The 26,464-nt window shown below is 68.2% G+C and carries 23 protein-coding genes; 14 read left to right on the top strand and 9 right to left on the bottom strand.

Features of this window, described 5'->3' with window-relative positions; genetic code table 11:
* Nucleotides 1-6: 6 nt before the first annotated feature.
* Genes ACIQK7_RS01300 through ACIQK7_RS01285 form a run of 4 tightly spaced genes read left to right on the top strand, consistent with a single transcriptional unit; the run spans nt 7 to nt 4,045 of the window.
* Complete coding sequence (locus ACIQK7_RS01300) at nt 7-1,059, top strand: glycosyltransferase family 2 protein (protein WP_403020454.1); 1,053 nt, start codon at nt 7-9, stop codon at nt 1,057-1,059.
* 1 nt (nt 1,060) lies between these two features.
* Nucleotides 1,061-1,870 carry a CDP-alcohol phosphatidyltransferase family protein gene (locus ACIQK7_RS01295; protein ID WP_403020452.1) on the top strand — a complete coding sequence of 270 codons (810 nt, stop codon included), beginning with the start codon at nt 1,061-1,063 and terminating at the stop codon, nt 1,868-1,870.
* A complete protein-coding gene (locus ACIQK7_RS01290) occupies nt 1,867-2,739 on the top strand; it encodes a glycosyltransferase family 2 protein (protein WP_403020450.1) in 873 nt (290 codons plus the stop codon). Before ACIQK7_RS01295 ends, ACIQK7_RS01290 begins: the two co-directional genes overlap by 4 nt.
* Before the next feature lie 7 nt (nt 2,740-2,746).
* On the top strand, nt 2,747-4,045 hold the full coding sequence (locus ACIQK7_RS01285; protein ID WP_403020448.1) for a CDP-glycerol glycerophosphotransferase family protein: 1,299 nt from the start codon (nt 2,747-2,749) through the stop codon (nt 4,043-4,045).
* Nucleotides 4,046-4,063: 18 nt separating this feature from the next.
* Here the strand turns inward: ACIQK7_RS01285 and ACIQK7_RS01280 are convergent, their stop codons facing one another.
* From ACIQK7_RS01280 to ACIQK7_RS01255, 6 genes are all read right to left on the bottom strand, one after another.
* Nucleotides 4,064-4,987 (bottom strand): hypothetical protein, encoded by a 924-nt coding sequence (locus ACIQK7_RS01280; RefSeq protein ID WP_403020446.1) that lies wholly within the window; start codon nt 4,985-4,987, stop codon nt 4,064-4,066.
* A gap of 85 nt (nt 4,988-5,072) precedes the next feature.
* Nucleotides 5,073-7,103 carry an ABC transporter ATP-binding protein gene (locus tag ACIQK7_RS01275; RefSeq protein ID WP_403020443.1) on the bottom strand — a complete coding sequence of 677 codons (2,031 nt, stop codon included), beginning with the start codon at nt 7,101-7,103 and terminating at the stop codon, nt 5,073-5,075.
* Complete coding sequence (locus ACIQK7_RS01270; RefSeq protein ID WP_403020441.1) at nt 7,103-8,836, bottom strand: ABC transporter ATP-binding protein; 1,734 nt, start codon at nt 8,834-8,836, stop codon at nt 7,103-7,105. The genes ACIQK7_RS01275 and ACIQK7_RS01270 overlap by 1 nt, the downstream gene beginning before the upstream one ends.
* Before the next feature lie 98 nt (nt 8,837-8,934).
* Nucleotides 8,935-9,690: an ABC transporter ATP-binding protein gene (locus ACIQK7_RS01265; RefSeq protein ID WP_403020438.1), complete on the bottom strand. Its 756-nt coding sequence runs from the start codon at nt 9,688-9,690 to the stop codon at nt 8,935-8,937.
* On the bottom strand, nt 9,690-10,490 hold the full coding sequence (locus ACIQK7_RS01260) for an ABC transporter permease (protein WP_403020436.1): 801 nt from the start codon (nt 10,488-10,490) through the stop codon (nt 9,690-9,692). Before ACIQK7_RS01260 ends, ACIQK7_RS01265 begins: the two co-directional genes overlap by 1 nt.
* Before the next feature lie 59 nt (nt 10,491-10,549).
* Nucleotides 10,550-11,245 carry a phosphocholine cytidylyltransferase family protein gene (locus ACIQK7_RS01255; protein WP_325209124.1) on the bottom strand — a complete coding sequence of 232 codons (696 nt, stop codon included), beginning with the start codon at nt 11,243-11,245 and terminating at the stop codon, nt 10,550-10,552.
* A gap of 261 nt (nt 11,246-11,506) precedes the next feature.
* On the opposite strand from ACIQK7_RS01255, the gene ACIQK7_RS01250 reads away from it, so the two are divergent.
* From ACIQK7_RS01250 to ACIQK7_RS01235, 4 genes are read left to right on the top strand one after another with little or no spacing between them, the layout of a single operon-like run.
* Nucleotides 11,507-12,541 carry an ABC transporter ATP-binding protein gene (locus ACIQK7_RS01250; RefSeq protein WP_403020433.1) on the top strand — a complete coding sequence of 345 codons (1,035 nt, stop codon included), beginning with the start codon at nt 11,507-11,509 and terminating at the stop codon, nt 12,539-12,541.
* Nucleotides 12,517-14,088 (top strand): hypothetical protein, encoded by a 1,572-nt coding sequence (locus ACIQK7_RS01245; protein ID WP_403020431.1) that lies wholly within the window; start codon nt 12,517-12,519, stop codon nt 14,086-14,088. The genes ACIQK7_RS01250 and ACIQK7_RS01245 overlap by 25 nt, the downstream gene beginning before the upstream one ends.
* A gap of 59 nt (nt 14,089-14,147) precedes the next feature.
* Nucleotides 14,148-14,408 (top strand): DUF3039 domain-containing protein, encoded by a 261-nt coding sequence (locus ACIQK7_RS01240; protein ID WP_147722015.1) that lies wholly within the window; start codon nt 14,148-14,150, stop codon nt 14,406-14,408.
* A gap of 5 nt (nt 14,409-14,413) precedes the next feature.
* The gene (locus ACIQK7_RS01235) at nt 14,414-14,767 is read left to right on the top strand and encodes a GntR family transcriptional regulator (RefSeq protein ID WP_403020429.1); all 354 of its coding nucleotides are present in this window, start codon (nt 14,414-14,416) and stop codon (nt 14,765-14,767) included.
* 66 nt (nt 14,768-14,833) lie between these two features.
* Here ACIQK7_RS01235 and ACIQK7_RS01230 read toward each other — a convergent pair whose 3' ends face one another.
* Both ACIQK7_RS01230 and aceB read right to left on the bottom strand, forming a co-directional pair.
* Nucleotides 14,834-16,426, bottom strand: a complete 1,593-nt coding sequence (locus ACIQK7_RS01230) for an isocitrate lyase (RefSeq protein ID WP_403020427.1) — start codon at nt 16,424-16,426, stop codon at nt 14,834-14,836.
* 40 nt (nt 16,427-16,466) lie between these two features.
* Nucleotides 16,467-18,086 carry a malate synthase A gene (aceB, locus tag ACIQK7_RS01225; RefSeq protein ID WP_403020425.1) on the bottom strand — a complete coding sequence of 540 codons (1,620 nt, stop codon included), beginning with the start codon at nt 18,084-18,086 and terminating at the stop codon, nt 16,467-16,469.
* 128 nt (nt 18,087-18,214) lie between these two features.
* Between aceB and ACIQK7_RS01220 the strand changes: the two genes are divergently transcribed.
* Entirely contained in the window at nt 18,215-19,672 is a 1,458-nt protein-coding gene (locus tag ACIQK7_RS01220) for a helix-turn-helix domain-containing protein (RefSeq protein ID WP_403020423.1), read from the top strand.
* Nucleotides 19,673-19,785: 113 nt separating this feature from the next.
* On the opposite strand, the gene ACIQK7_RS01215 is transcribed toward ACIQK7_RS01220, so the two are convergent.
* Entirely contained in the window at nt 19,786-21,030 is a 1,245-nt protein-coding gene (locus tag ACIQK7_RS01215; RefSeq protein ID WP_403023909.1) for a nicotinate phosphoribosyltransferase, read from the bottom strand.
* Between the two features lie 108 nt (nt 21,031-21,138).
* Between ACIQK7_RS01215 and ACIQK7_RS01210 the strand changes: the two genes are divergently transcribed.
* From ACIQK7_RS01210 to rdgB, 5 genes are read left to right on the top strand one after another with little or no spacing between them, the layout of a single operon-like run.
* Nucleotides 21,139-22,536, top strand: coding sequence for a hypothetical protein (locus tag ACIQK7_RS01210; protein ID WP_403020421.1), 1,398 nt, complete (start codon nt 21,139-21,141; stop codon nt 22,534-22,536).
* The gene (murD, locus tag ACIQK7_RS01205; protein WP_403020420.1) at nt 22,533-23,864 is read left to right on the top strand and encodes a UDP-N-acetylmuramoyl-L-alanine--D-glutamate ligase; all 1,332 of its coding nucleotides are present in this window, start codon (nt 22,533-22,535) and stop codon (nt 23,862-23,864) included. Before ACIQK7_RS01210 ends, murD begins: the two co-directional genes overlap by 4 nt.
* A 5-nt stretch (nt 23,865-23,869) precedes the next feature.
* Nucleotides 23,870-25,129 carry an FAD-dependent oxidoreductase gene (locus ACIQK7_RS01200; RefSeq protein WP_403020418.1) on the top strand — a complete coding sequence of 420 codons (1,260 nt, stop codon included), beginning with the start codon at nt 23,870-23,872 and terminating at the stop codon, nt 25,127-25,129.
* A complete protein-coding gene (gene rph, locus ACIQK7_RS01195; protein WP_403020416.1) occupies nt 25,122-25,853 on the top strand; it encodes a ribonuclease PH in 732 nt (243 codons plus the stop codon). The genes ACIQK7_RS01200 and rph overlap by 8 nt, the downstream gene beginning before the upstream one ends.
* Nucleotides 25,850-26,437, top strand: coding sequence for an RdgB/HAM1 family non-canonical purine NTP pyrophosphatase (rdgB, locus tag ACIQK7_RS01190; RefSeq protein WP_403020414.1), 588 nt, complete (start codon nt 25,850-25,852; stop codon nt 26,435-26,437). Before rph ends, rdgB begins: the two co-directional genes overlap by 4 nt.
* Nucleotides 26,438-26,464 lie beyond the last annotated feature (27 nt).

Raw genomic sequence — 26,464 nt, 5'->3', positions numbered from 1 at the left:
AGCCCGATGAGAGAGCTGCGACGACTGGAAAGCATGCCGAGCGAGTCCGCTGAATACCCTGGCGTCTCCTATGTCATGCCGGTGCTCAACGAGGTTGAGCACATCGAGGCGGCCGTGCTCAGCCTCACGGGACAGGACTACCCGGGCGAGAGCGAGATCGTGCTCGCGCTGGGCCCGAGCGTCGACGGCACCAACCGTGTGATCGAGCAGCTCGCGGCGGAGGACCCCCGCATCCGCAGCATCCCGAACGAGCTGGGAAGTACGCCGGGCGGACTCAACGCTGCCATCCGCGCCTCGAGCCATCCGATCGTCGTGCGCGTCGACGCCCACTCCGTGCTGCCCAGGGACTACACCCGCATCGCGGTCGAGACGCTGCTGCGCACGGGAGCCGACAACGTCGGCGGCATCATGAAGGCGGAGGGCATTACACCCTTCGAACGCGCCGTCGCCCACGCCTACGGCTCACGCGCCGGCCTTGGCGGAACACCGCACCACGTCGGAGGCGAGGAGGGCCCGGCCGAGACCGCGTACCTCGGCACCTTCCAGCGTCACCGCCTGCTTGAGGTCGGCCTCTTCGACGAGGGCATCAAGCGCGGTCAGGACTGGGAGCTCAATCGCCGCCTGCGCGGAACGGGTGGCACCGTGTGGTTCACGCCGGCCCTCCAGGTCGTCTACCGGCCGCGGTCGAGCCTCGTGAAGCTGCTGCGGCAGTTCGTCGCGACAGGCATCTGGCGTGGCGAGCTCGCGCGTCGCTTTCCCAAGGAGAACGGGCTGCGCTACTTCGTGCCGCCCCTCGCTGTCATCGGCATTCTGCTCGGCCTCGTGCTCGGCACGATCGGCGCGTTCACCGGCTCCTGGCTCGTCGCGGCCTTCGCCGTGCCCGCCCTCTACGCCCTCTTCGTGCTCGCCGCCGCGGTGCCCGTGCTGCGAAGCGAGGGTGCGCGCTCGGCTGCCTGGTACCTCATCGTGCTGCCCGTCATCCATTTCGGATGGGGCACGGGATTCGTGCTCGGCTTCCTCAAGCTGAGCCGCAACATCACCGCACAGGTGGGAAGGTGACATGACGACCGACGCACCACGGGGTCGACCCCAGTCGATCGCCGAACTTCGTGCCGTGGCACAGCCGCCCGAGGTGCGCCTGCGCGCAAATGCGGAGCACTGGACGGCATCCCTCTACCTGCGCAACCTGTCGCCATACCTGACCTGGATGCTGCTGCGCACGTCGATCTCGGCGAACGGCGTCACGGGCATCATGATCCTCGTCGGCTGGGGCACGGCGCTCTCCCTCCTCATCCCCGGTATCTGGGGTGCCGTACTCGCGCTCGCGATGGGGCAGCTGCAGATGCTCGTCGACTGCTGCGACGGCGAGGTCGCGCGGTGGCGCGGCACGAGTTCGCCCGCGGGCGTGTTCCTCGACAAGGTGGGGCACTACACGACCGAGGGGCTCATCCCGATCGTCCTGGGCATCCGCGCCGCCGGCTACCCCTTCGACGCGCCCGAGGACTTCTTCTGGACGACGCTCGGCCTGCTGCTCGCCGTCTTCATCATCCTCAACAAGGCACTCAACGACATGGTGCACGTCGCGCGTGCCAACGCCGGCCTGCCGAAGCTCGCGGACCGCAAGGAGGAGTCGGAGCCGCGCCCGGGCCTCGTGGCGACCCTGCGTCGGGTCGCCCGCTTCGTGCCCTTCCACCGCCTCTACCACTCGGTCGAGCTGACGATCCTCGCCTTCGCCGCGGCGATCGTCGGTCTCTTCATCGGCCCCGAGTTGGCCGACCGGGCACTGCTCGTGGCGCTCGTGCCGCTCGCCGCCCTCGCGCTGGCGGGTCACTTCGTCGCGATCATCGCGTCGAGGCGCGTGCGGGCGTGACCAGCCTCCCCACGGTCGGCGTCGTCGTCCTGACGCAGGGCAAGCGCCCTGCAGACCTCGCGCGGGGGCTCGCGAGCATCCTCGCCCAGCAGGATGTGCGCCTCGATGTCGTCGTCGTCGGCAACGGCTGGCAGCCGACGGCGCTCCCCGAGGGTGTGCGAGGCGTCGGCCTGGCTGAGAACCTCGGCATTCCCGCGGGCCGCAACCGCGGGGTTGACCACGTCTCGGGCGAATGGCTCTTCTTTCTCGACGACGACGCGAGCGTGCCGTCGCCGCGCTTCGTCGCCGACTCGATCGACCTCATGGTGAAGCATCCGGAGATCGGGCTCGTGCAGCCGCGAGTCGTCGACCCCAGCGGCGTGACCAACCCCCGTCGCTGGGTGCCTCGCATCCGCAAGGGAGAAGCGGATGCCTCGAGCAACGTCTTCTCGGTATGGGAGGGTGCCCTCGTCATGCCGCGCAGGGTCTTCGACGCGACGGGTGGCTGGGCCGAGCCCTTCTTCTACGCGCACGAGGGCATCGAGCTGGCGTGGCGGGTCTGGGACCAGGGACTGCGGGTCTGGTACGCGGGCGAGCTCGTCGCCCATCACCCGGCGATCGAGCCGACACGGCACTCTTACTACTACCGTCTCAATGCCCGCAATCGCGTTTGGCTTGCGAAGCGTAACCTGCCGTGGCTCATCGCGCCGCTCTACGTGGGGTCGTGGACGGGCATCCAGGTGCTGCGCTGGGCGCGCAATCCCGCTGCCCTGCGCGCCTGGTTCGGCGGTTGGTGGGCCGGGTGGCGAGAGCCCGCAGGTGGGCGCAGGCGCATCAAGTGGGTAACGGTGTGGCGTATGGCCCGCGCCGGCAGACCGCCCTTGGTTTAATGGCGTGATGCCCCTGATCCATGACCTGAAGACCGCGCGGCGACTGGTCAGGAACCTGCTCCGAGGCCGGCGCACCCGCAACGAACTGGCTGGCCGCCTGCGCACCGTGCAGAAGCCGGCGCCCCATAGCATCCAGATCGCCGTCTACTTCGCGGATGCCGCGGTCAACATGTATCAGGTGCGCCAGTGGTACGCGCCCCTCGCGGAGCTCTCGAAGCGCTGGCCGGTCGCCATCATCGCTCGCACGCCCAGCACGATGCTGCGCCTGCTCGACGAGTCGCCCGTGCCCGTCGTCTACGCGCGCAAGGTCGTCGACCTCGAGCAGTTCGTCGCCGAGCAGGAACTGCGCATCGTCTTCTACGTCAACCAGAACTCGCGCAACTTCCAGATGTTCCGCTACGGCCGCATGTGGCACGTGTTCATCAACCACGGCGAGTCCGACAAGATGTACATGACGACCAACCAGTTCAAGGCCTACGACTACAGCCTCATCGCGGGCGCGGCGGCGCACGAGCGCCTGAGTCGCAAGCTCTGGGCCTTCGACGTCGACCGCCGCACGATCCAGATCGGGCGGCCGCAGGCCGACCACATGCAGGGCGAGCTGCCCTACACGCCAGACGAGCGCACGGTCGTGCTCTACTCGCCCACGTGGGAGGGCGATCGCGCCGCGGCAGCGTATGGCTCGGTGGCCTCACACGGCGTCGCCCTGACGCGCGCCCTGCTCGGCGACGCGCGCTTTCGCCTCATCTATCGACCGCATCCGCGCACTGGCGTGCTCGACCCCGCGACCAAGTCGGCGCACGAGCAGATCGTCGCGGCGATCGCCTCGGCGAACGCGGCGGATCCGCGCGCGCAGCATGTCTACGACGATGGTCCGACGCTCGGCTGGCAGCTGGCGAACGCGGATGTCGCGATCACCGACATCTCAGCGATGATCTATGACCGGCTGGCGACCGGCAAGCCGCTCATCGTGACCAGGCCGGCATCGCCCCAGGCGGACGTCGATGAGGAGGGCTACCTCGGCGCTGCCGAGTGGCTCTCGGCAGGTCAGGCGGCGGATGTCATCTCGCACGTCGACCGCGTGAGCGCAGACGAGAAGGCGCTTGCGACGCTGCGGTTCTGGGTTGAGCGGCACTTCGGTGACACGACCCCAGGCGCGGCGACTGCCCGCTTCCATGCGGCCGTCGAACAGCTCATGGGGGAGTGGGACCGGCACGCGGCGATCCACCGCGACGACCGCATCGACAGCGAGGTCGACCCCTTCACGGGCGACGACGAGGAAGAGACCGCGCCCGTCGGGGAGTGACGCCGGGTGCCGGCCCGCTCAGCGCTCGGGTGTGTCGAGCGGCTCGGCGGCGTCGAGTTCGATCGAGCCTCCCGGCTCGGCCGAGGCAGCGGGGTCCACGGGTGCAGCGCCCTCGTGGCTCGGCGCCGCAGGCAGCTGTCGGCGCAGCGGCACGAGCTTGGGCGAGACCTTCGGCACCCGCTTGATGAGCGGCATGCGTGGCGGCTTCAACTGCTCGAGGTTGGGCGGGAAGGTGGCTGGCGGGGGCCCGAAGGCGTCGCGCGAGGCTGCGATGATCTTGCGCCCGAGCAGGTGGCTTGCGGTGCCTCCGACGACTGCGCCGACACCGAAGGGCAGCAGGCGTCCGAGCGCGTTCGTGGAGGTGTTGCGGGCGAAGCGGGCGATGAAGGCGCGCTTGACCCGGTCGGCGATCGGCCCCGTGAAGGCCTGGGGCACGGAACGACCGATGATGTCGCCCCAGAAGGCGGTGCGCGGCACACCCTTGCCGGTCGCCTGCGCCGCGAGGCTGCGCACGAGCTCCGCGCCCGGCGTGCCGAGCATCATGGCCATGACGATCGTGCGGGCACGGTCGGGGTCGGTCACGGCGATCCCGTGGATCTCGGTCACCGATTGCGCGAAGAGGGCGCTCACCTCGAGGAAGACGCCCGTTTCGACGCCCGTCAGCGCGAGGCTCGCTCCGGTTCCGATCCCGGGCACGATGGCCGCGGCCCCGACCCCCGCGCCACCCGAGGTTACGACCGCGAGGTAGTGCTTCTCGAGGATGCGGATGACCTGCTCAGGCGAGGCATCCGGATGCTTCCTCCGCACGTTCCTCACGTGCGCGAGCACGGCGGGTCGCTGCGTCGTGAGCAGCCGGTCAAAGCCGCGCACGGCCATGGTCGGCGTCGCTGCCTGCATCGGCGCCTCGTCCTGCATCGGTGTCGTGTGGGTCGGGTCGGTCACTGCAGCCCCCTTCTGGCCCGGGCGTCCAATTGTAGGAGCGCGAGTCTGGAGGAGTGCCGCGTGCGCGGGCGAGCGGGAGGTGCTGTCAGCCCGCGACCATGCCGTCGGTCTCGCGACCGGCCATGAACTGGGACTGGTAGAGGTCGTAGTACGCCCCGCGGCGCTCGAGCAGCCTCTCGTGGTTGCCCTGCTCCACGATGCGACCCTCCTGCATCACGAGGATCGTGTGGGCATCGCGGATGGTCGAGAGCCGGTGCGCGATGACGAAGGAGGTGCGTTCCGTGCGGAGGGCCGCCATGGCCTGCTGCACGAGGAGCTCGGTGCGGGTGTCGACCGAGGAGGTCGCCTCGTCGAGGATGAGCAGGGCTGGGTTGGCGAGGAACGCGCGTGCGATCGTGATGAGCTGCCGCTCGCCGGCAGAGACGCTGCCGCCGTCGGCATCGAGCACGGTGTCGTAGCCCTCGGGCAGCTGGCGCACGAATCGGTCGACCATGGTGGCCTCGGCTGCCGCGATGACCTCCTCGTCCGTGGCATCCAGTCGTCCGTAACGGATGTTCTCGCGGATCGTGCCCTCGAAGAGGAAGGCGTCCTGCAGCACCATGCCGACCTGCGAGCGCAGTTCTGCGCGCGAGAGCTTGGTGATGTCGACCCCGTCGAGCAGGATGCGCCCCGCGCTGAGCTCGTAGAAGCGCATGACGAGGTTGACGAGGGTCGTCTTGCCCGCGCCGGTCGGCCCGACGATCGCGACCGTCTGCCCCGGTTCGGCGGAGAATGACAGGTCTTCGATGAGCGGCTTCTCTGGCGAGTACGAGAACGTGACGCCCTCGAACTCGACGTGCCCGTCGGGGCGGGCGGGCATCCGCTGCTCGGGTGTCTCCGTGTCCTGCTCCTCGGCGTCGAGCAGCTCGAAGGTGCGCTCGGCCGAGGCGACGCCCGACTGCAGCATGTTCGCCATGCCCGCCATCTCACTGAGGGGCTGCGAGAACTCGCGCGAGTACTGGATGAACGCGGTCGCGTCGCCGAGTGTGAGGTTGCCGGTCGCGACCCGCAGGCCGCCCACGACCGCGATGAGCACATATGACAGGTACGACACGAAGGTCATGGCCGGCATGATCATGCCCGAGACGAACTGCGCTCCGGATGCCGCGCGGTAAAGGTCGTCGTTGCGCCGGTCGAACTCCTCGAGCATCTCGCGGTCACGGCCGAAGACGCGCACGATCTCCTGGCCCGAGAAGGTCTCCTCGATGTGCCCATTGAGGTGGCCCGTGTTCTTCCATTGGGCGGCGAAGAGCTTCTGCGAACGCACACCGATGACGCCCGCGATGATGGCGGAGAGCGGCAGCGCGATGAGGGCGATGAGGGCGAGCTGCCACGAGACGACGAACATCATTGCCCCGATGCCGATGACCGTGAGCCCCGACTGCACGAGTTGTGAGAACGCCTGCTGCAGGGCGGCCTGGATGTTGTCGACGTCGTTCGTGACGCGCGACATGAGGTCGCCGCGCTGGCGGGTGTCGAAGTAGCGCAGCGGGAGCCGGTTGAGCTTCTCCTCGATGTCCTGCCGCAGCCGGTAGACGACCCGCATGACGAGCTTGTTGAGGATGTAGCCCTGCGCCCACATGAGCACGGATGCCACGGTGTACATGCCGAGCACGAGCAGGATGAGCCGAGCCAGCTCGTCGAACTGAATGCCCTGGCCCGGCACCACCTCGGTGCCCGAGAGCATGTCGGCGAACTGCTCGTTGCCGCTCGCCCGTGCCTGTTCGATGACCGTCTCGAGCGGCACACCGGCGGGCAGCTGCGATCCGAGCACCCCGTTGAAGATGACGTCCATCGCCTGGCCAAGCACCTTGGGCGCCAGCACCGTCAGGACCACGGATGCCACGACCAGCGCCACCACGAGCGCCATCCCGGCCCGTTCCGACCGCAGCAGCCCGAGGAGCCGTTTCGCGGAGGGCCAGAAGTGCTGCGCCTTGCGCGCGGGGGTGCCCCCGAACATGTCGCCGTCGGCCTCACCCGGGGTGAAGTCGGTGCCGTCAATGACGGCGTCGACCGTGGTGGGCTCGGATGCCGCATCCTTCGCTGCGGGCGCGGAGCGCCTCTCCCGCCGTGCCATCACGCCACCTCCGCACTCAACTGCGACTCGACGATCTCCTGGTACGTCGGGTCGGTCTCGAGCAGCTCGTCGTGCGTGCCGCGGGCGACGATGCGGCCGCCGTCGAGCACGATGATCTGGTCGGCCTCGCGGATCGTGGAGATGCGCTGGGCGACGATGATGACGGTCGCGCCGCTGATGGCGTCGCCGAGGGCGGCGCGCAGGCGGGCGTCGGTCGTCACGTCGAGTGCCGAGAAGGAGTCGTCGAAGAGATAGACGGCCGGTTTGGCGACGAGCGCCCGCGCGATGCTGAGCCGCTGCCGCTGTCCACCCGAGACACTCGTGCCGCCCTGCGCGACGTGTTCGTTCAGCCCTTCGGGCATCGCGCGCACGAAGTCCTCCGCCTGCGCGATGCGAAGCGCCTCCCAGAGCTCGTCGTCCGTGGCATCCGCGTTGCCGAAGCGCAGGTTGGAGGCGATCGTGCCCGAGAACAGGTAGGGCTTCTGCGGCACGAGGGCGACGACGCTCGCGAGCTGGGCGCGCGTGAGCTTCGAGACGGGCACGCCGTCGATCGTCACGGAGCCCTGCTGCGGGTCGTAGAGGCGGGGGATGAGGTGCACGAGGGAGGTCTTGCCCGAGCCCGTCGAGCCCACGATCGCGGTCGTCTGGCCGGGCATCGCCTCGAAGCTCAGCTCGTCGAGCACCGGGCGCTCGGCGCCCGGGTAGCCGAAGGTCACAGCCCGGAACTCGACGCGTCCATCGCGCGGCGTCTCGTGTGTCGCGCCCTGCGGCAGTGCCTGGCTGCTTTCGGTCTCCAGCACCTCGTCGATGCGCTCGGCGCATACGACCGCGCGCGGCACCATCATGACCATGAAGACGCCCATCATGACGGCGATGAGAATCTGAAGCAGGTACTGCAGGAACGCCGTGAGCGAGCCGACCTCCATCTCACCCGCATCCACGCGCTGCCCGCCGAACCAGAGCACGGCCGCCGTCGCGAGGTGCAGGATCATCATGATCGCCGGGAACATGAGCACGAAGAGGTTGCCGACCTTGACCGACACCCTGGTGAGCGCCTCGTTCGCACGCTGGTAGCGCTCGGCCTCGAAGGGTTCACGCACGAATGCCCGCACGACCCGGATGCCGATGATCTGCTCGCGCAGCACCCCGTTGATGCCGTCGATGCGGTCCTGCATCTGTCGGAAGAGCGGCATGAGGAGGAACACGAGGATGCCGACGACGACGAAGAGCACGGGCACCGACACCCAGACCAGCCACGACAGCCCCACGTCTTCACGCAGCGCCATGATGATGCCGCCGATGCACATGATGGGCGTCGACACCATGAAGTTGAGCGTCATGAGCACGAGCATCTGCACCTGCTGCACGTCGTTCGTGCCGCGGGTGATGAGCGTGGCCGTGCCGAAGCGCCCCAGCTCGAGGGCGCTCAGCGAATCGACCTTGCGATAGATCGAACGACGGATGTCACGGCCGACCGCCATCGACGTGCGGGCGCCGAAGTACACCGCCGTGATGGCCGTCGCGACCTGCACGAGGCAGACGCCCAGCATCGTCACCCCGGTCGACCAGATGAAGTCGAGATCACCCTGCGCGATGCCGCGGTCGATGATGCTTGCGTTGAGGCTCGGCAGGTACAGCGCCGCGATGGTGGAGACGAGTTGCAGCACGAAGACCGCGATGACCCATCGCGTATACGGCTTGATCGTGCGCAGCACGAGGGAGAGGAGTGCCAAGAGGGGAGTCCTTGCGAGATGCCGGCAGGCGGAGCCGGGCCGCCCACATTACCGAAGCGGCCGCCCCGAGACCAGCGTTTTCTTGCTGCGGTCGGGGCTCAGGCGTTGTAGTCGGCGTTGTAGCGCTGCAACACCTCGGCGATCGGCGCATCCATGACGAGCTTGCCCTTGTCGAGGTAGAGCCCGCGGGTGCAGAAGCGCTTGAGGTCGCGTTCGTTGTGCGAGACGAAGAAGAGGGTGCGGCCGCCCTCGAGCAGTTCCTCGATGCGGCGGTAGCACTTCTCCCGGAAGGCCTTGTCGCCCACCGCGAGCACCTCATCGACGAGGAGGATCGGTTCTTCGAGACGCGTGACGACCGCGAAGGCGATGCGCACCCGCATGCCGCTCGAGAGGTGCTTGTAGGGGGTGTCAAGAAAGTCGCCGATCTCGGCGAAGTCGATGATCTCGTCGAAGCGTTCCTCGATCTCGGCACGAGACATCCCGTGCAGTCCCGCCGTGAGGAAGACGTTGTCGCGCACCGTGAGGTCGTCGACGAACCCGCCCGTGATCTCGATGAGTGGGGCGACGCCACCATGCACGGCGACGCGGCCCTCGTCGGGCAAGATGACCTCTGCGACGAGCTTGAGCAGTGTCGACTTGCCCTGGCCGTTTCGCCCGACAACGCCGATCGCCTCACCGGCCATGACCGTGAAGTCGACGTCGCGCAGCGCCCAGAACTCGTCGGGCCGGCTGCGGCGCTTGCGCCCCGCGAAGAGGTCCTTGAAGCTGCGGCGGGCGCGCCGATTGCGCTTGAATCGGATGCCCGCACCGGCGACCTCGATCACGGGACCCTGAGCAGCGACGGATGCCATCATCAGATCTCCTTCAGCACGGCGCGCTCGGAGCGGCGGAACACGAGCAGACCGATCAGGAGGAAGACGACGCTCATGGCTGCGCCGATGCCGATCGTGTCCCACGCGAGCTGGTCGGGGAAGAAAGCGCCGCGATAGAGCGAGAAGATTCCTGCGAGCGGATTGAAGGATGCCCAGAACTGCAGGTTCTCGGGCAGGTCAGTGATGCCGTAGATGATCGGGGAGGCATAGAAGAGGAAGCGCAGGGCGAGCTTGGTGGCACGCTCCAGGTCGCGGAAGAACACGACAAGCGGCGCGACGATCAGCCCGATGCCGATCACGAGCATCCCCTGCAGCAGCACCGCGAGAGGGAAGAACACGACCTGCCAGTGCAACTCGGCCCCCGGCGAGAAGATCGCGAATACCGCGAGCACGGGGATGCTCGCGATGAACTCGATGCCCTTCGACAGCACGATGCGGTTGACCCAGATCGTGCGGGGGAGCTTCGTGGAACGCACGAGCTTCGCCTCACGGATGAACGCCCGCGTGCTGTCGGAGATGGCGCCGTTGAACCACATCCAGGGCAGGAGGGCAACGAGCAGGAAGACGATGTAGGGCTGCTCGCCTACCGGCCGGTCGAAGACCTGCGTGAAGACGAACCAGTAGATGGATGCCATCACGAGCGGGTCGAGGATCGACCACACGTATCCGAGAGCTGATGTCGAGTACCGCACGCGCAGGTCGCGCACCGTCAGGAGCCACAGGGAACGCCGGTAGCGCTCAAACGGCGACCACTGGGGTCGCGGGGAGTGGCTTACGGGCACCCGGCTATCGTATTGGGTCGCGCCCGTGCGACTCGTGCATCCAGCCTTGACGGCGTGGGTCAGCGGAAGAGAAGGTTCGCGCGCTCGAGGTCTTCGGCGAAGTCGACCTCGACGGCGTAGAGGTCCGAGATGTCGAGCGGTTCGACCTTCAGGCCGTCCTGCTCGATCGCGAGCTCGATGCCGCGCTCGAAGTAGTCCTGGTCGCCGACGCGGGCGAGCTGGCGCAGGAGCACCGCCTTGTCATCGCGCGAGATGTAGTTGATGCCGACGGCCTCGCCGAGCCCGCCCTTGACGGTCTTCGACAGCTCACGGATGTATCCGTGGATGTCGGTCGTGTACTTGACCTCCTCGTCGGAGACCTTGGCCGTGTTGACGGTCACGAACGACTGGTCGCGGGCGACGAGCTTGGCAGCGCGCTCGAGAGCCTCGGGGTCGAAGACGACGTCGCCGTTCATCCAGAGCACGCCGCCGGGCGTCGAGGCGCGGAGGGCGCGCATGAGGCTCTTCGAGGTGTTGGTGACGTCGTACTGCTCGTTGTAGACGAAGGATGCCTCGGGGAACGCTTCGATGATGTGCTCGAGCTTGTAGCCGACGACGATGCTCACCTTGGCGTTGCGGCCGAATGCGTGGTGGATGTTGTCGAACTGCTGCTGCATGATCGTGCGGCCGTCGCTCAGCTCGGTCAGCGACTTGGGCAGGCTGCGGCCGAGCCGGCTGCCCATTCCAGCGGCGAGGATGACGATCTGGGTGCTCACGAGTTGCTCCTTAGTGAAGAGTGCAGTGTAGGGCTGCGCTTTGGGGAAGCCCTGACAGGACGCTGATCGCTCGCCGAGTGACGGCGGCATATTCACGTGCTGTTTACGGCGCAGCAGAAATTAGGACACCTCGTTGTGCTGGTCTCTACGGTAGCGAGAAGTGTGCCCAGAAGAAGGGGTTCCCAGCGCACTGTCGTCAATTCGTGACCCAAACGCGACCTGGCCCTCCTGTGACGGCCTACAGGTTGGTACGGTTGAGCGGTGACAAAGGACCCTGCAGCCGAGACGACGCCCTTCTCGATCGAGCAGGCCCTCACCCGCTTCGACCAGCTCATCGACCGGCTCGGCACGGCGCAGCGTCCCGCCGTGGTGACTCCCGAGGTTGAATCCGAGGAGTCGATCGTCGACGAGCTCGAGCCAGGCGCGCCTGACGCAATCGACGAGGTCGTTGAGCCTGACGTCGAGGCGGCGGTGGCGACATCCGCTGTCCCCGCCGCAGCACCGAAGGCCAGCGTGCCCGACCCCTACGCGGATGCCCCCGTCGTGCTCGAGGTCTCCGGCCTCGTCAAGCGATTCGGTTCCACCGTCGCGGTCGACGGCGTCGACCTCGAGGTGCGCGCCGGGCAGATCTTCGGCATCGTCGGCCCGAATGGTGCGGGCAAGACGACGACCCTGTCGATCGTCACGGGCGTCCTGCGTCCCGACCAGGGCAACGTGCTCGTCGGCGGCCGGGACGTCTGGGTCGAGCCGGCGGCAGCGAAGCGCGACATGGGCATCCTGCCCGACCGCCTGCTGCTCTTCGACCGCCTCACGGGGCGCCAGCTCCTCTACTACTCCGGCATGCTGCGCGGCCTCGATCGGGCGACCGTGCTGTCGCGCACAGAGGAACTCATCAGGGCCTTCGACCTCGAGGACGCCCAGGATCGCCTCGTGACCGACTACTCGGCGGGCATGACGCGCAAAGTGGCGCTCGCCGCCGCGCTCATCCACTCGCCGCGCCTGCTCATCCTCGACGAACCCTTCGAGTCGGTCGACGCCGTCTCGGTCGCGACCGTGCTCGGCATCCTGCGCCGCTATGCGGATGCGGGTGGCACAGTGGTGCTCTCGAGTCACAGCATGGACCTCGTCGAAAGCGTGTGTGACTCGATCGCGGTCGTTGCGGAGGGACGCGTACTCACAAGCGGAACGACCGAGAGCGTGCGGGGTGACACGACCCTGGAGGAGCGCTTCGTCAGGCTCATCGGCGAACTGCAGCCGGGGGAGGACATGGAGTGGTTGCGCTCTTTCTCCGTCTGAGACTCACGCAACTGGCGCACGCCCTGCGACGCAGGCCCGAGCAGCTGTTCGGCCTCGCTCTCCTGCTCGGTCTCGGCATCGCCCTCACGGGGTATGTCATCGAATCCTTCTTCGACCCGAGCGTCTTCCCCGCACGGGATGCCGCGGCGGCCGGCGTCATCGTCGGGTCGCTCGTCACCCTCGGCTTCTTTATCGTTCCCGCGGTCGCATCATCCGACGATGTGGCAGACCCGCGCGTATTCGGTCCCCTCGGGCTCGAGCCCCTCGTGGTTGCGCGCGGGCTCGCGCTGAGCGCCCTGCTGAGTGTGCCCTCCGTGCTGCTCATCGTCACGGCCGGCGCCTACTTCGTCGCGTGGTCCCAGCATCCCGGGGTCGGCTTCGTCGCCTTCCTCGCCTCCGTGCTCATAGTGGTGACGGGCGTGCTCGGCGCTCGGCTCATGCGGTCATTCGCCGCTCTCGTGTTCTCGACCCGCCGGTTGCGCGAGCTCGCGGGCATCCTCGGCGTCTTCGCCCTGCTGGCGTGCCTGCCCTTTGTGCTGGCCCTCGTGCTGGGCATGAGAGAAGCGTCGATCGTCGAGCGACTCGGCGGAGCCGCAGTCGGGCTCGGGGCCTCGCCGCTCGGCCAGGCCTGGGCTGCGCCCGCGCTCGCCGCAGAAGGTGACATGGGTGGGGCGTGGCTCAAGCTCGCGCTCGCCGCGCTCTTCGTGGCAGCGCTGTGGCTGCTCTGGCACGCGCTCGTGATCGTCATGCTCCGCTCGCGGGCATCCGCCGACCTGTCGGCCGAGTGGGGTGGCAGGGGCCTCGGCTGGTTCGACCTGCTTCCCAGGAGCGAAGCTGGCGTCATCGCCGCCCGCAGCCTCACCTACTGGGCGCGGGACGGCCGCTACAAGCTCGCCCTCGCGGTCATCCCGGTCGTCTCGCTCATCGTCGTCATCCCCTTCCTCGTCGTCGGCGTGTGGTGGCAGAACCTCGCGCTCGTCCCGCTGCCGGTCGCCTGCCTGTTCCTCGGTTGGCTGCTGCACAACGACCTCGCCTACGACAGTTCCGCGCTCTGGCTCCATGTCGCCTCCAACGTGAGTGGATGGGCCGACCGGGTCGGCCGGGCGCTGCCGGTGTTGGGTCTCGGGCTTGTCGTCATCGCGGTGCTCGCACCCATCTCGGTGCTGCTCTACGGCGACTGGACTGTCTTCCCGTCCATGCTCGGCGTCTGCCTCGCCCTGCTGCTCGGCGGGATCGGGATCTCGAGCGTCACCTCTGTGCGGATGCCCTACGCCGCCGTGAGGCCGGGCGGCAGCCCCTTCGCGCAACCGCAGTCCTCCGGCAGCGCAGCGGGACAGGCGGTGTCCTTCTTCCTCATCGTGCTGTGTGCCCTGCCCGCTCTCGGCCTTGCCGCACTGGAGCTCGCTGAGGGAGGGAACTGGGGCATGCTTTCGCTCGCCGCCGGTGCGGGCGTCGGGCTTCTCGTGCTCGTGCTCGGCTTTGCGATCGGGGCACGGACCTTCTCGCGGCAGGCACCCGAGTTGCTCGCCTTCACGCTCCGCAACTGAGTGACGGTGGCCTGATCTTGTCGGCGCTGAGGCGGCTCGGAACGCCTACCATTGATGCCATGAGCGACACAGAGCACACCGGCGGCGGCACCGACACCCTCGACCGCGAGCTTGAAGAACTCCTCAACCAGGAGCAGGTGGAAGACGGCGATCACGAGCGCTACTCCCACTACGTCAACAAGGACAAGATCATGAAGTCGGCCCTCACGGGTCGGCCCGTCATCGCCCTGTGCGGCAAGGTGTGGACGCCAGGGCGCGATCCCCAGAAGTTCCCCGTGTGCCCCGTGTGCAAGGAAATCTACGAGTCGATGAAGAAGTAGCCACCGTGTTCCGCATCGACCCCACCTCGTCCACCCCGCCCTTCGAACAGTTGCGGGGGCAGGTCATCGAGCAGGTCAAGAGCGGGCGTCTCCCCTCGGGTGCGAAGCTGCCGACGGTTCGCGGCCTCGCTGCCGACCTCGGGGTCGCGGCCAACACGGTCGCGCGCGCCTATCGCGAGCTCGAGGCAGACGGCATCATCGAGACGCGCGGCCGCGCCGGCACCTTCGTCGCCGCGACGGGGGATGCCTCGGAGCGCCGGGTGCAGGAACTCGCACGACAGTTCGCGGCCGATGTGCGCCGGCTCGGCGTCGACGAGAAGGCTGCGCTCGACTGGGTCGAAGCGGCGCTGCGCTCCTGACCCTCCCTCCTCAACGACGAAAGAAGCCCCGGCCGAGGCCGGGGCTTCTTCAGTTCTGGCGAAGGACTAGAACTGGTTCATCGTGTTGTTCTGGCCGCCGGCCTTGAGGGCCGCGTCACCCGCGAAGTACTCCTTGTGGTTGTCGCCGATGTCGGAGCCAGCCATGTTCTGGTGCTTGACGGTCGCGATTCCCTCACGGATCTCGCGACGCTGCACGCCCTTGACGTAGGCGAGCATGCCCTGGTCGGCGAAGTAACCCTTGGCAAGGTCATCCGTCGACAGCGCAGCCGTGTGGTACGTCGGCAGGGTGATGAGGTGGTGGAAGATGCCGGCCTTCGCCGAGCCCTCCTTCTGGAAGTTGCGGATCATCTCGTCGGCGGTCGTCGCGAGCTCGGTCTCGTCGTACTCGACGCTCATGAGCTTGTCGCGGTCGTAGGCCGAAACATCCTTGCCCTCTTCGACCATCTTGTCGAAGGCCTGCTGGCGGAAGTTGAGGGTCCAGTTGAACGACGGGCTGTTGTTGTAGACGAGCTTGGCGTTGGGGAACACCTTGCGCACCTCGTCGACCATGCCGGCGATCTGGCCCACGTGCGGCTTCTCGGTCTCGATCCACAGCAGGTCGGCACCGTTCTGCAGCGAGGTGATGCAGTCGAGCACGCAGCGAGCCTCACCCGTGCCCTGGCGGAACTGGTAGAGGTTGCTCGCGAGGCGCTTCGGGCGCAGCAGCTTGCCGTCGCGCTTCATGACGACATCGCCGTTGCCGAGCTCGGACTCCGAGATCTCCTCGACGTCAAGGAAGGAGTTGTACTGGTCGCCCAGGTCGCCGGGCGTCTGCGTGACGGCGAGCTTCTGGGTGAGGCCGGCGCCGAGCGAGTCGGTGCGGGCGACGATCACGCCGTTGTCGATGCCGAGCTCGAGGAACGCGTAGCGCACGGCGTTGATCTTGGCGATGAAGTCCTCGTGGGGAACCGTGACCTTGCCGTCCTGGTGGCCGCACTGCTTCTCGTCGGATACCTGGTTCTCGATCTGGATGGCACACGCGCCAGCCTCGATCATCTTCTTGGCGAGGAGGTAGGTCGCCTCCGGGTTGCCGAAGCCGGCGTCGATGTCGGCGATGATCGGCACGACGTGCGTCTCGTAGTTGTCGATCTGCGACTGAATGAGCTCGACCGAGGTCTCGTCGCCGGCCGAGCGGGCGGCGTCAAGCTTCGTGAAGAGCAGGTCGAGCTCGCGAGCATCCGCCTGGCGCAGGAAGGTGTAGAGCTCCTCGATCAGCGCGGGAACGGCCGTCTTCTCGTGCATCGACTGGTCGGGCAGCGGGCCGAACTCCGAGCGAAGCGCCGCGACCATCCATCCCGAGAGGTACAGGTAGCGCTTGTTGGTGCTCTTGAGGTGCTTCTTGATCGAGATGAGCTTCTGCTGGCCGATGAAGCCGTGCCACACGCCGAGGGACTGCGTGTAGACGGAGGAGTCGGCGTCGTACTCGGCCATGTCGCGGCGCATGATGTCTGCCGTGTACTGGGCGATCTCGAGGCCCGTCTTGAAACGGTTCTGGGCGCGCATGCGGGCGACCGACTCGGGGTTGATGGCGTCCCAGCTGCTGCCGTACTGCTGCTTGAGGGCCTCGATCGACGCGATGTCGTCCTGATACGTGGTCATGGTGCTGATTCCTTCGTTGGTGGGATGGGGCTGGTGTGGGTCAGGCGGATGCGACGGGCTGCGGTTCCTCGACGAGGTAGCGCGTGTAGGCGGTGATCGTGAGGAAGGTCGGGTACTCCTCGCGGAGGGCGACCTCGCGGAAGACGTCGATCGCGTCGTCGAAGCGGTCGCCGTCGAAGCGCTCAAGGCCGAGGCGCTCGATGATGCCCTCGACGACCTCCGTGCAGATGACGGTGCCTTCCTCGGTCACGGTGTTCTGGTGGATCCACTGCCAGATCTGCGAGCGGCTGATCTCGGCCGTCGCGGCGTCCTCCATGAGGTTGTCGATCGCGGCGGCGCCGACACCGCGCAGCCACGACTCGATGTAGCGGATGGCGATGGAGACGTTGTCGCGGAGTCCGGCATCCGTCACCGTGCCGCCGATCGAGCGGATGTCGAGCAGCTGGTCGCGGGTGACGTGCACGTCGTCGCGCAGGCGGTCGACCTGGTTGGGCTTGTCGCCGAGCACGGCGTCGAACTCCGTCTTCGCGGTCGGAATGAGGTCGGGGTGGGCGACCCAGGTGCCGTCAAAGCCGTCATTCGCCTCGCGGCGCTTGTCGGCGGCGACCTGCTCGAGGGCGCGCTCGGTGACCTCGGGGTCGCGGCGGTTGGGGATGAAGGCGCTCATGCCGCCGATCGCGAAGGCGCCGCGCTTGTGGCAGGTGCTCACGAGCAGCTCGGTGTAGGCCCGCATGAACGGCACCGTCATGGTGATCTGGTTGCGGTCGGGCATGACGTACCACTGGCCGCGGCCGCGGTAGTTCTTGATGATCGAGAAGATGTAGTCCCAGCGGCCGGCGTTGAGGCCTGCGCAGTGGTCGCGCAGCTCGTAGAGGATCTCCTCCATCTCGAAGGCGGCGGGGATCGTCTCGATGAGCACCGTGGCGCGGATCGTGCCGTGCTCGATGCCGAGGTACTCCTCGGAGAACGAGAACACCTCGTTCCAGAGGCGAGCCTCGAGGTGTGACTCGAGCTTCGGCAGGTAGAAGTAGGGGCCGCGACCCTGTTCGATGAGCTTCTTCGCGTTGTGGAAGAAGTAGAGGCCGAAGTCGACGAGGCTGCCGGATGCGGCCATGCTGATGCCCGTGCGGTCGATGAAGCGCAGGTGCTTCTCGACGAGGTGCCAGCCCCGCGGGCGGAACACGATCGTGGGGGTGCGCTCGGCCGTGACCGCGTAGGTCTTGCCCTCGGGGCTCGTGTAGTCGAGCTGGCCGCGGAGGAAGTCGTAGAGGGTGATCTGGCCGCCGATGACGTTGGCCCAGGTGGGGCTCGTCGCGTCCTCTTGGTCGGCGAGCCACACGTTGGCGCCCGAGTTGAGCGCATTGATTGCCATCTTGCGGTCGGTCGGGCCCGTGATCTCGACGCGGCGGTCCTCGAGGCCCGGGCCGGCGCCCGCGACCTTCCAGGACTCGTCGTTGCGGATGTGCTCGGTCTCGGGCAGGAAGCGCAGGTCGCGTCCATTGCCGAGGTCGAAGCGCCGCTGCATCCGGTCGGCGAGTCGGTCGTGCCGCTGGCCGCTGAAGCGAGCGTGGAGTGCTGCCACGAACGCAAGGGCCTCGTCGGTGAGGATCTCGTCGAAGCGGTCCCGCTGGGGGCCCGTGATCTCGATTGTGGGGTTCATGGTGTGACCTTTCGTCCGGTGCTTTCCCCAACTCTGACCCAAGAATCAAACCTCTTCCCGCCAAACTGAGACAGAAGATTTGCCCTTCTTCTGTTGCATAGAAGAAGGTTGTCTGGCACCCTGAATCCATGACCGACATGCTCGCCCCGCCCATCGACGAGACGCTCGACGCCCTCACGATCGGAAAGCGCATCCGCCAGCTCCGCACGGAGCGCGGCATGACGCTCGACGACCTCGGAGCGGCAATCGGCCGGGCACCCTCCCAGGTGAGCGTGCTTGAGAACGGCAAGCGCGAACCCCGCCTCAGCGACCTCCAGACGCTCGCCCGCGCACTCGGCGTCGGGCTCGAGGTACTGCTCGCGACCGAGGCACCCTCCAAGCGCGCCGCACTCGAGATCGCGCTCGAGCGCGCGCAGCGTGGACCCCTCTACTCATCGCTCGGGCTGCCGCCCCTGCCTGTGCGCAAGTCGCTCAGCGATGAGGCCATCGAGACGATCCTCGGGCTGCATGCCGAGCTGGAACGCCTGCACCGGCAGCGCGCCGCGACACCGGAGGAGGCACGCAGGGCGAACACCGAGCTGCGCCAGCAGATGCGCACCCAGAACAACTACTTCCCCGAGCTCGAGGAGACCGCAGCAAGACTCCTCTCGGCCGTCGGCCACACGGGCGGGCCCCTCTCACAGCGCATCGCCTCCGACCTCGCCAGCCACCTCGGTTTCTCGCTGCACTACGTGAAGGATCTGCCGGCATCCACTCGTTCTGTCACCGACCGCAAGCACGGCCGCATCTACCTGCAGATGAACCCCGGGGGAGACCCGCGCACGTCACTGCTGCAGGCGCTCGCGGGCCACGTGCTCGGCATCACGGAACCGAAGGACTACACGGAGTTCCTTCGCCAGCGCGTCGAGACGAACTACCTCGCGGCGGCGCTCATGGTGCCGGAGGCGGGCGCGGTCGAGTTCCTCACGGCGGCGAAGAACGCCAAGGAGCTCTCGGTCGAAGACCTTCGCGACACCTTCGCCGTCACCTACGAGACCGCGGCGCACCGCTTCACGAACCTCTCGACGCAGCACCTCGGCATCCCCGTGCACTTTCTCAAGGTGCACGAGTCGGGCACGATCTCGAAGGCCTACGAGAACGACAACGCAGCCTTCCCGACGGATGCCCTTGGCGCCGTCGAGGGACAGGTCGTGTGTCGCCGGTGGAGCGCCCGGCAGGTGTTCGACGTCGATGACCGCTTCAGCCCGTACCACCAGTACACCGACAAGCCGGCCGGGACGTACTGGTGCACCTCGAGCATCCAGACGACCCACCAGGGCGCCTTCTCGGTGAGCGTCGGCACGCCCTTCGCCAACGTCAAGTGGTTCCGCGGCCGCGACACCAAGCACCGCCAGGTGTCGTCGTGCCCCGACCCGGCGTGCTGCCGCAAGCCGCCGGGAGAGCTCGCCAGCAAGTGGGCCGAGCACGCCCTCCCGAGCGCCAGCCTCAACTCCTCGCTGCTCGCCGCGGTGCCCTCAGGCACGCTGACGGGCATCGACCAGAGCGAGGTCTATGCCTTCCTGGAGTCGCACGCGCCCAAAGACTGACGTTCTCAATTCAGGACTTGGCTTTCACAACTCAGGAGAAGCTGAGGCCAGATCCTGAATTGGGAGGGCCAAGTCCTGAATTGGGAGGGCCAAGTCCTGAATTGTGAAAGGGGCTACGCGTAGACGGTGGGGAGTACCGGCTCGCCGCGGCTGAGCCGTGACGCGGCGGGCGGGAGCTCTGCGACGGCCGCGGCCCGGTGTTCGCGCGCCAGCCGGGTGCCCTCCGCGCCGAGGTACTGCCGTTCGACCGCGCCGTCAACGATGAGCGGCACGAGGAGTTCGCGGCCGTCGTGTTCGGCCGCGCCCGTGTGCAGGACCTCGGCGGTCGCAACCCCGTCCTCGAGCTGCCGCACGGGGAACTTGCGCCCACCGACGGTTGCCTTGTCGGCCGACTTCTTCGCGACGGAGATCCACTCGCCGCTGGAATCCTGTCGCGCCACCAGCTTGTAGACCATGCCGGATGCGGGCGAGCCGGAACCCGTGACGACCGAGGTGCCGACGCCGAAGGAGTCGACGGGGGTCGCCGACATCGCGGCGATCGTGTATTCGTCGAGGTCGCTCGTGACCGTGATGCGGGTCTCGGTCGCGCCGAGGGAGTCGAGCTGGGCGCGAACAGCCGCGACCTGCTGGGGGAGGTCCCCGCTGTCGATCCGCACGGCGCCGAGCTGCGTGCCGGCGATGCGCACGGCCTTCTCGACGGCGGCGTGCACGTCATAGGTGTCGACGAGCAGTGTCGTGCCGGGGCCGAGTGCGTCGACCTGCGCCTGGAAGGCCTCTTCCTCGGTCTCGTGCAGGAGCGTGAAGGAGTGCGCGGCGGTACCCATGGTCGGCACGCCCCAGGTGCGCCCCGCCTCGAGGTTGCTCGTCGAGGCGAAGCCGGCGATGTAGGCGGCACGGGCGGCCGCGATGGCGCTGCGTTCCCCCGTGCGGCGCGAGCCCATCTCGGCGAGGGGCTTGCCAGCGGCCGCGCCGACCATGCGCGCGGCGGCCGTGGCGACGGCCGAGTCGTAGTTGAGCACGCTCAGGATGAGGGTCTCGAGCACGACGCATTCGCCGAAGCTGCCCTCGACGACGAGCAGCGGCGAGCCCGGAAAGTAGACCTCGCCCTCCCGGTATCCATGGATGTCGCCCGAGAAGCGGTAGTCGGCCAGCCAGTCAATCGTCTCGGGGGAGACGATGCTGTTGTCACGCAGCCAGGAGAGTTCCGCGTCGGAGAAGCGGAAGCGTTCGATGAGCTCGAGCAGTCGGCCCGTGCCCGCGAGCACCCCGTAGCGCCGGGCGCCGGGGAGTCGACGCGCGAAGGCCTCGAAGATGCACGGCCGATCGTTGGTGCCGGCACGCAGGGCGGCGTCCACCATCGTCAGTTCGTACTGGTCGGTCAGCAGGGCGGTCGATGCGTCGCTCACCCGGCCAGCCTAACGCGGGCGATCGGGCCACCTCAGATGCCCGTCGACTAGTCTTTTGCGGTGAGCACCGCAGGCCCCTTCGACCCGAGCGCCTATGGGGCGTTCCGCTTCGACAGCTTCAGCGTCGACGAGTCCGCGAGCGCGGTTGATTTCACCTTCACGCTCGTTCCGCGCGAGGGGGCGGATGCCTCACCCTCGAGCTTCACGGAGCGCATCGGCTTCTCGGCCCCGGCCGACGGAGTGACGCCCGACTGGGCGGCGGCCCGCGACATCCTGCCCCTGCTGGGTGCGGTGCTGGGACTCAGCTACTACAAGGCGGCTGCACCACCCGTCTATGAGGTGGCGGTGGACGGTCTCGCGGCCGAGGGAGCCGCGTTCCTGGAGCAGGCGCTGCGGCACGGGCTCGCGGAGTTCGCCTACCGCGCAGGGCTGCCGGCGCTGCTGGAGACCGCGGTGACGGTGACGGGCGTGCCCGCGGCGCCGCGGGCATCCGTCGACCTCAAGGGGGAGCGTCTCGCTCGGCCTCTCGCGCCCGTCGGCGGGGGCAAGGACTCGGTCGTGACGGTCGAGTCGCTGCGGCTCGCGGGCCTCGACGTGACCCAGTTCTCGGTCAACCCCAACGCGATCATGCGCCGCGTCGCGGAGGCGGCCGGGCTGCCCTTCGTGACGGCCACCCGCACGCTCGACCCCGCCCTCTTCGAACTCAACACGGCGGGGGCCTTGAACGGTCACGTGCCCGTCACGGCCATGAACTCCCTCATCGCGCTCGCGCAGGCACGGCTGCTCGGGCTCGGGCCGGTCGTCATGTCGAACGAGAACTCCGCCGCCGAGCCGACCCTCGTCTGGGACGGCGAGCCCGTCAACCACCAGTGGTCGAAGAGCCTCGAGGCCGAGCAGCTGCTCGCCGGTGCGATCGAGGCGCAGACCGGGGAGCGGGGGGCCTACTTCTCGCTCCTGCGCCCCTTCACGGAGTTGCGCATCGCGGGCAAGTTCGCCCGCACCGAGCGCTATGACGATGCGATCGTGAGCTGCAACCGGGCGTTCCGCCTCTCGGGCGCCGAGCCCGGCTGGTGCGGCGAGTGTGCCAAGTGCCAGTTCGTGTTCCTCGCGCTGTCTCCCTTCATGTCCCGCGACCGCCTCGTCGGCATCATCGGCACCGACATGTTCGCCAAGCCCGAGCTTGCCGATGGTTTCGCCTCCCTCTTGGGACTCGACGCGCACAAGCCCTTCGAGTGCGTGGGTGAGGAAGCGGAGTCGACCGTCGCGATGAGCCTGGCCGCGCGTTCGCCCGAGTGGTGGGACTCCGCCGTCGTCAAGGCGCTCGTCGAGCGGGCCCCCGAGCTGCTCGATGGTGACCCCGCGATGGAGCGCTCGCTCTTCGCCGACCGCGCGGCGACTCCCGTGCCCAGCATCTACGCCGAGGCGCGCGACCTGCTCGATTCGGGTGTGCCGCTGTGAGCGCGGCCGAGACGTTCCGCGGGCGCCGCGTGCTCATCGTCGGTACCGGCCGTGAGGGGCAGGCGGTCGCCGAGCTGGCGGCGCCGGTCGCGACATCCGTCATCGCCTACACGGATGACGCGGCCTCCGCACCCGCCTGGACCGAGGTGTGGGGTGAGCGGGTTCCCGTGCACGTCGGTGCCGTCGAGGGGGCGATCGATCTCGTCGTCGCGTCGCCCGGCGTGAGCCCGCAGCATCCGCTGCTGCAGCGGGTGCGGGAGTCGGGCATCGAGCTGACGACGGGCACGAGCCTGTGGCTCGCCGAGCACGCGGAGCAGACCGTCGCGGTGACGGGCAGCAAGGGCAAGAGCACGACGAGCAGCCTCATCCATCACCTGGAGACGGCGCTGCACGGGCCTGCCGCGCTCGGCGGCAACATCGGCGTGCCGCTCCTGTCGCTGCCGGAGTCGCCGCGCTACGTCGTCGAGCTGTCGAGCTACCAGTGCGCGGGGCTGACGGTGTCGCCGCACACGGCCGTCGTCACCTCACTGTTCGCCGAGCACCTCGACTGGCACGGCAGCGAGCAGGCCTACTTCCGCGACAAGCTCAACCTCATCGCCCACAAGCCCCGCCGCGTGATCGTCAACGCCACCGATGGGCGCCTCATGGCTGAGGTGACGGCGCGGCATCCCCTCATGGCGCCCGAGCTCGTGGGGCTGGAGGAGAGCTTCCACGTCGCCGACGGCTGGTTCATTCGCGGCACGGAGCGGCTCTTCCCGCGCGAGACCCTCGCCCTCCGCGGTGAGCACAACGCCCTCAACGCGTGCCTCGCGCTCGCCGCGGTCGAACGCGACGGACTCGATCTCGTCGCTGAGCGCGAGCGCGTCGCGTCGGTGCTCGCGGAGTTCACGCCGCTCGAGCACCGGCTCGAGGAGATTCCGGATGCTTCGGGCCTCACCTTCGTCGACGACTCCCTCTCGACCAGCCCCTACGCCGCGATCGAGGCCATGCGCGCCTTCGCGGACGCGCCGCTCACGCTCCTCGTCGGCGGGGCCGACCGGGGTGTCGACTACGCGCCGCTGGCTGACTACCTGGCCGAGCATCCGATCGAGGCGGTCATCGGCCTGCCAGGCAGCGGCGAGCGCCTGACGGGGCTCATGCCCGCCGCCCAACGGGTCTCGACCGCGGCCGACATGGCGGATGCCGTGCGCCAGGCGCGGGCGCTGACGCCCGAAGGCGGCTTCGTGCTCCTCTCGCCGGCCGCGCCCAGCTACGGCATCTACCGCAACTTCGCGGAACGCGCGGCGGACTTCCGCGCCGCCATCACCGCGACAGCGACCGAGGACTGACCCTCATGGCCGCCTCCCTCGACACGACATGCTGCATCGTCGGGGGTGGGCCGGCCGGCCTCATGCTGGGCTACCTTCTCGCCCGGGCTGGCGTCGACGTCGTCGTGCTCGAGAAGCATGCGGACTTCCTGCGCGACTTTCGCGGCGACACGATCCACCCATCCACGATCGACCTGCTCGACGAGCTCGGCCTGAAAGACGCGTTCCTCAGGCTGCCGCACACCGAGGTGACGACCCTCGATGTCGTGATCGGGGGCAATCGCATCCAGCCCGTCGATTTCGGCACGCTCCCGGCGAGTGGTGCGCAGTTTCTTGCCCTCATGCCGCAGTGGGACTTCCTGAACTTCATCGCCGCGCGGGCGGCGCAGTTCCCGAACTTTCGCCTGATCACGGGCGCGGATGTCACGGGGCTGCTGCGCGAGGGCGGACGCGTGCGGGGCGTCTCGGCCCGCCGTGACGGCGAGGATGTCACGGTGAGGGCCGTGCTCACGGTGGGCGCCGACGGGCGCGGCTCGATCGTGCGAAGGCTTGCTGGCCTGCCCGTGCGACGTTTCGGCATCGATGTGGATGTGCTGTGGTTCCGGCTGCCGAGACCCGCGGATGCGCCCGCCACCCTCGGCTACTTCGACGGTTCCACGCTCGTGCTGACGATCCCGCGGGAGGGCTACTACCAGGCCGGCATGGTCATCAGGAAGGGGAGCTACGGGGCCATCCAGGAGTCGGGGCTCGCCGCCTTCAGGGAGCGGATCGCGAAGACCGCCCAGCCCGTCGCATCCGTCGTCGACTCGCTCGTCTCCTGGGACGCCATCAAACTGCTGACAGTGCAGGTCGACAGGATCACGCGCTGGCACGGGCCAGGGGTGCTGTGCCTGGGCGACGCGGCCCATGCCATGTCGCCCGCATTCGGCGTCGGTGTGAACTTCGCGATCCAGGATGCCGTCGCTGCGGCGAATCGCCTCGCACCAGCGTTGCGCAGCGGCCGAGTCCGCCGGCGCGATCTCGCCGCCGTGCAGCGACGACGATTGTTGCCGGTGCGGATCATCCAGCCGGTGCAACTGCAGCTACACCGACGCATCGCGCGGGAAGGGGCGGGTCTCACGATTCCGAATCCGCTTCCTCCATCGGTGCGCTTCGCGCTGCGGTTCGTGCTGCCCGTCGCGCGACGGGTCATGGCGAGGGTGGTCGGGCGAGGAATCCGGCCGGAGCACGTCTCGGCCGGGCTGCGGTCGCAGTTCGCGAGCGTGGGAGGATTGCGGCATGACTGACCTGCGCATCGATTCCCGCACCCCCGACCAGCTTCGCCCCGTGACCTTCGAGCGCGGATGGAGCAAGCAGGCGGAGGGCAGCTGCCTTGTGAGCTTCGGCGACACGAAGGTGCTGTGCACGGCATCCTTCACCAACGGCGTGCCCCGCTGGATGACCGGCAAGGGCAAGGGCTGGGTCACGGCCGAGTACTCGATGCTGCCGCGCGCGACGAACAGCCGCAACGACCGCGAGGCGGTCAAGGGCAAGATCGGCGGACGCACCCACGAGATCTCGCGACTCATCGGCCGCAGCCTGCGCGCGGTCGTCGACATGAAGGCGCTCGGCGAGAACACGATCATGATCGACTGCGACGTGCTGCAGGCCGACGGCGGCACCCGCACGGCCGCGATCACGGGCGCCTACGTCGCGCTCGCCGACGCGCTCGACTGGGGCAAGCAGAGCAAGTTCATCGCGCAGAAGGCGGCGCCCCTCACCGACAGCCTCGCGGCCGTCTCGGTCGGCATCATCGACGGCACGCCCATGCTCGACCTCGCCTACACGGAGGACGTGCGCGCGGGCACCGACATGAACGTCGTCGCGACGGGCTCCGGCAAGTTCATCGAGGTGCAGGGCACGGCGGAGGGGGTCCCCTTCGACCGCGCCGAGCTCGACGCCCTGCTTGACCTCGCGCTCGCGGGCACGAACAGCCTCACCGCCCTGCAGAAGGCCGCGCTCGAGGCATGACCCGCACACTCGTCCTCGCGACCCACAACCAGCACAAGGTTGCGGAGCTCCGTCGCATCCTCGGTGCCCAGCTCGACGGCATCGAGCTCATCGGCTACGACGGCCCGGAGCCGGTCGAGGATGGCGACACCTTCGAGGCCAATGCGCTCATCAAGGCGCGCGCGGCCCACAAGCACACCGGTTTGCCCGCGATAGCGGATGACTCGGGCATCAGTGTCGCCGCGTTGGGCGGTGAGCCGGGCATCCGCTCCGCTCGTTACGCCGGAACGCGAGACGACGTCGACAATTACCGGCTGCTGCTCGCGAACCTGGGCGACGCGAGCGACCGTCGCGCCGACTTCATGTGCGCGGCCGCCTTCGTCGACGGCGAGGTCGAGTTCGCCGAGCTGGGCGTGTGGCCCGGCACGATCCTGCACGAGCCGGCGGGGTCGGGCGGCTTCGGCTACGACCCGATCTTCAAGCCCGAGGGCCTGGAGGTCGCGTCGGCCGAGTTGAGCGCCGACGAGAAGAACGCCATCAGCCACCGCTCGCGGGCCTTCGGTGCCCTCATGCCGCGGGTGAGGGAGCGCCTGCGCGAGGGGTGATGATGAGGCTGGCCGTGGGATAATATT

Source organism: Salinibacterium sp. GXW1014, assembly GCF_044769865.1.
In the GTDB taxonomy this organism is placed as follows: domain Bacteria; phylum Actinomycetota; class Actinomycetes; order Actinomycetales; family Microbacteriaceae; genus Homoserinimonas.
This window is presented reverse-complemented; position numbering and strand designations above follow the sequence as displayed.

Excerpts from the sequence above, each read along its gene's own strand:
- ACIQK7_RS01200 (WP_403020418.1), top strand. The coding sequence starts at position 23,870 with ATGGCCGCCTCCCTCGACACGACATGCTGCATCGTCGGGGGTGGGCCG.
- ACIQK7_RS01230 (WP_403020427.1), bottom strand. The coding sequence starts at position 16,426 with ATGACCACGTATCAGGACGACATCGCGTCGATCGAGGCCCTCAAGCAG.
- ACIQK7_RS01275 (WP_403020443.1), bottom strand. The coding sequence starts at position 7,103 with ATGGCACGGCGGGAGAGGCGCTCCGCGCCCGCAGCGAAGGATGCGGCA.
- aceB (WP_403020425.1), bottom strand. The coding sequence starts at position 18,086 with ATGAACCCCACAATCGAGATCACGGGCCCCCAGCGGGACCGCTTCGAC.
- ACIQK7_RS01215 (WP_403023909.1), bottom strand. The coding sequence starts at position 21,030 with ATGGTGGACGCCGCCCTGCGTGCCGGCACCAACGATCGGCCGTGCATC.
- ACIQK7_RS01300 (WP_403020454.1), top strand. The coding sequence starts at position 7 with ATGAGAGAGCTGCGACGACTGGAAAGCATGCCGAGCGAGTCCGCTGAA.
- ACIQK7_RS01240 (WP_147722015.1), top strand. The coding sequence starts at position 14,148 with ATGAGCGACACAGAGCACACCGGCGGCGGCACCGACACCCTCGACCGC.
- rph (WP_403020416.1), top strand. The coding sequence starts at position 25,122 with ATGACTGACCTGCGCATCGATTCCCGCACCCCCGACCAGCTTCGCCCC.
- ACIQK7_RS01220 (WP_403020423.1), top strand. The coding sequence starts at position 18,215 with ATGACCGACATGCTCGCCCCGCCCATCGACGAGACGCTCGACGCCCTC.
- ACIQK7_RS01265 (WP_403020438.1), bottom strand. The coding sequence starts at position 9,690 with ATGATGGCATCCGTCGCTGCTCAGGGTCCCGTGATCGAGGTCGCCGGT.
- rdgB (WP_403020414.1), top strand. The coding sequence starts at position 25,850 with ATGACCCGCACACTCGTCCTCGCGACCCACAACCAGCACAAGGTTGCG.
- ACIQK7_RS01295 (WP_403020452.1), top strand. The coding sequence starts at position 1,061 with ATGACGACCGACGCACCACGGGGTCGACCCCAGTCGATCGCCGAACTT.
- ACIQK7_RS01285 (WP_403020448.1), top strand. The coding sequence starts at position 2,747 with ATGCCCCTGATCCATGACCTGAAGACCGCGCGGCGACTGGTCAGGAAC.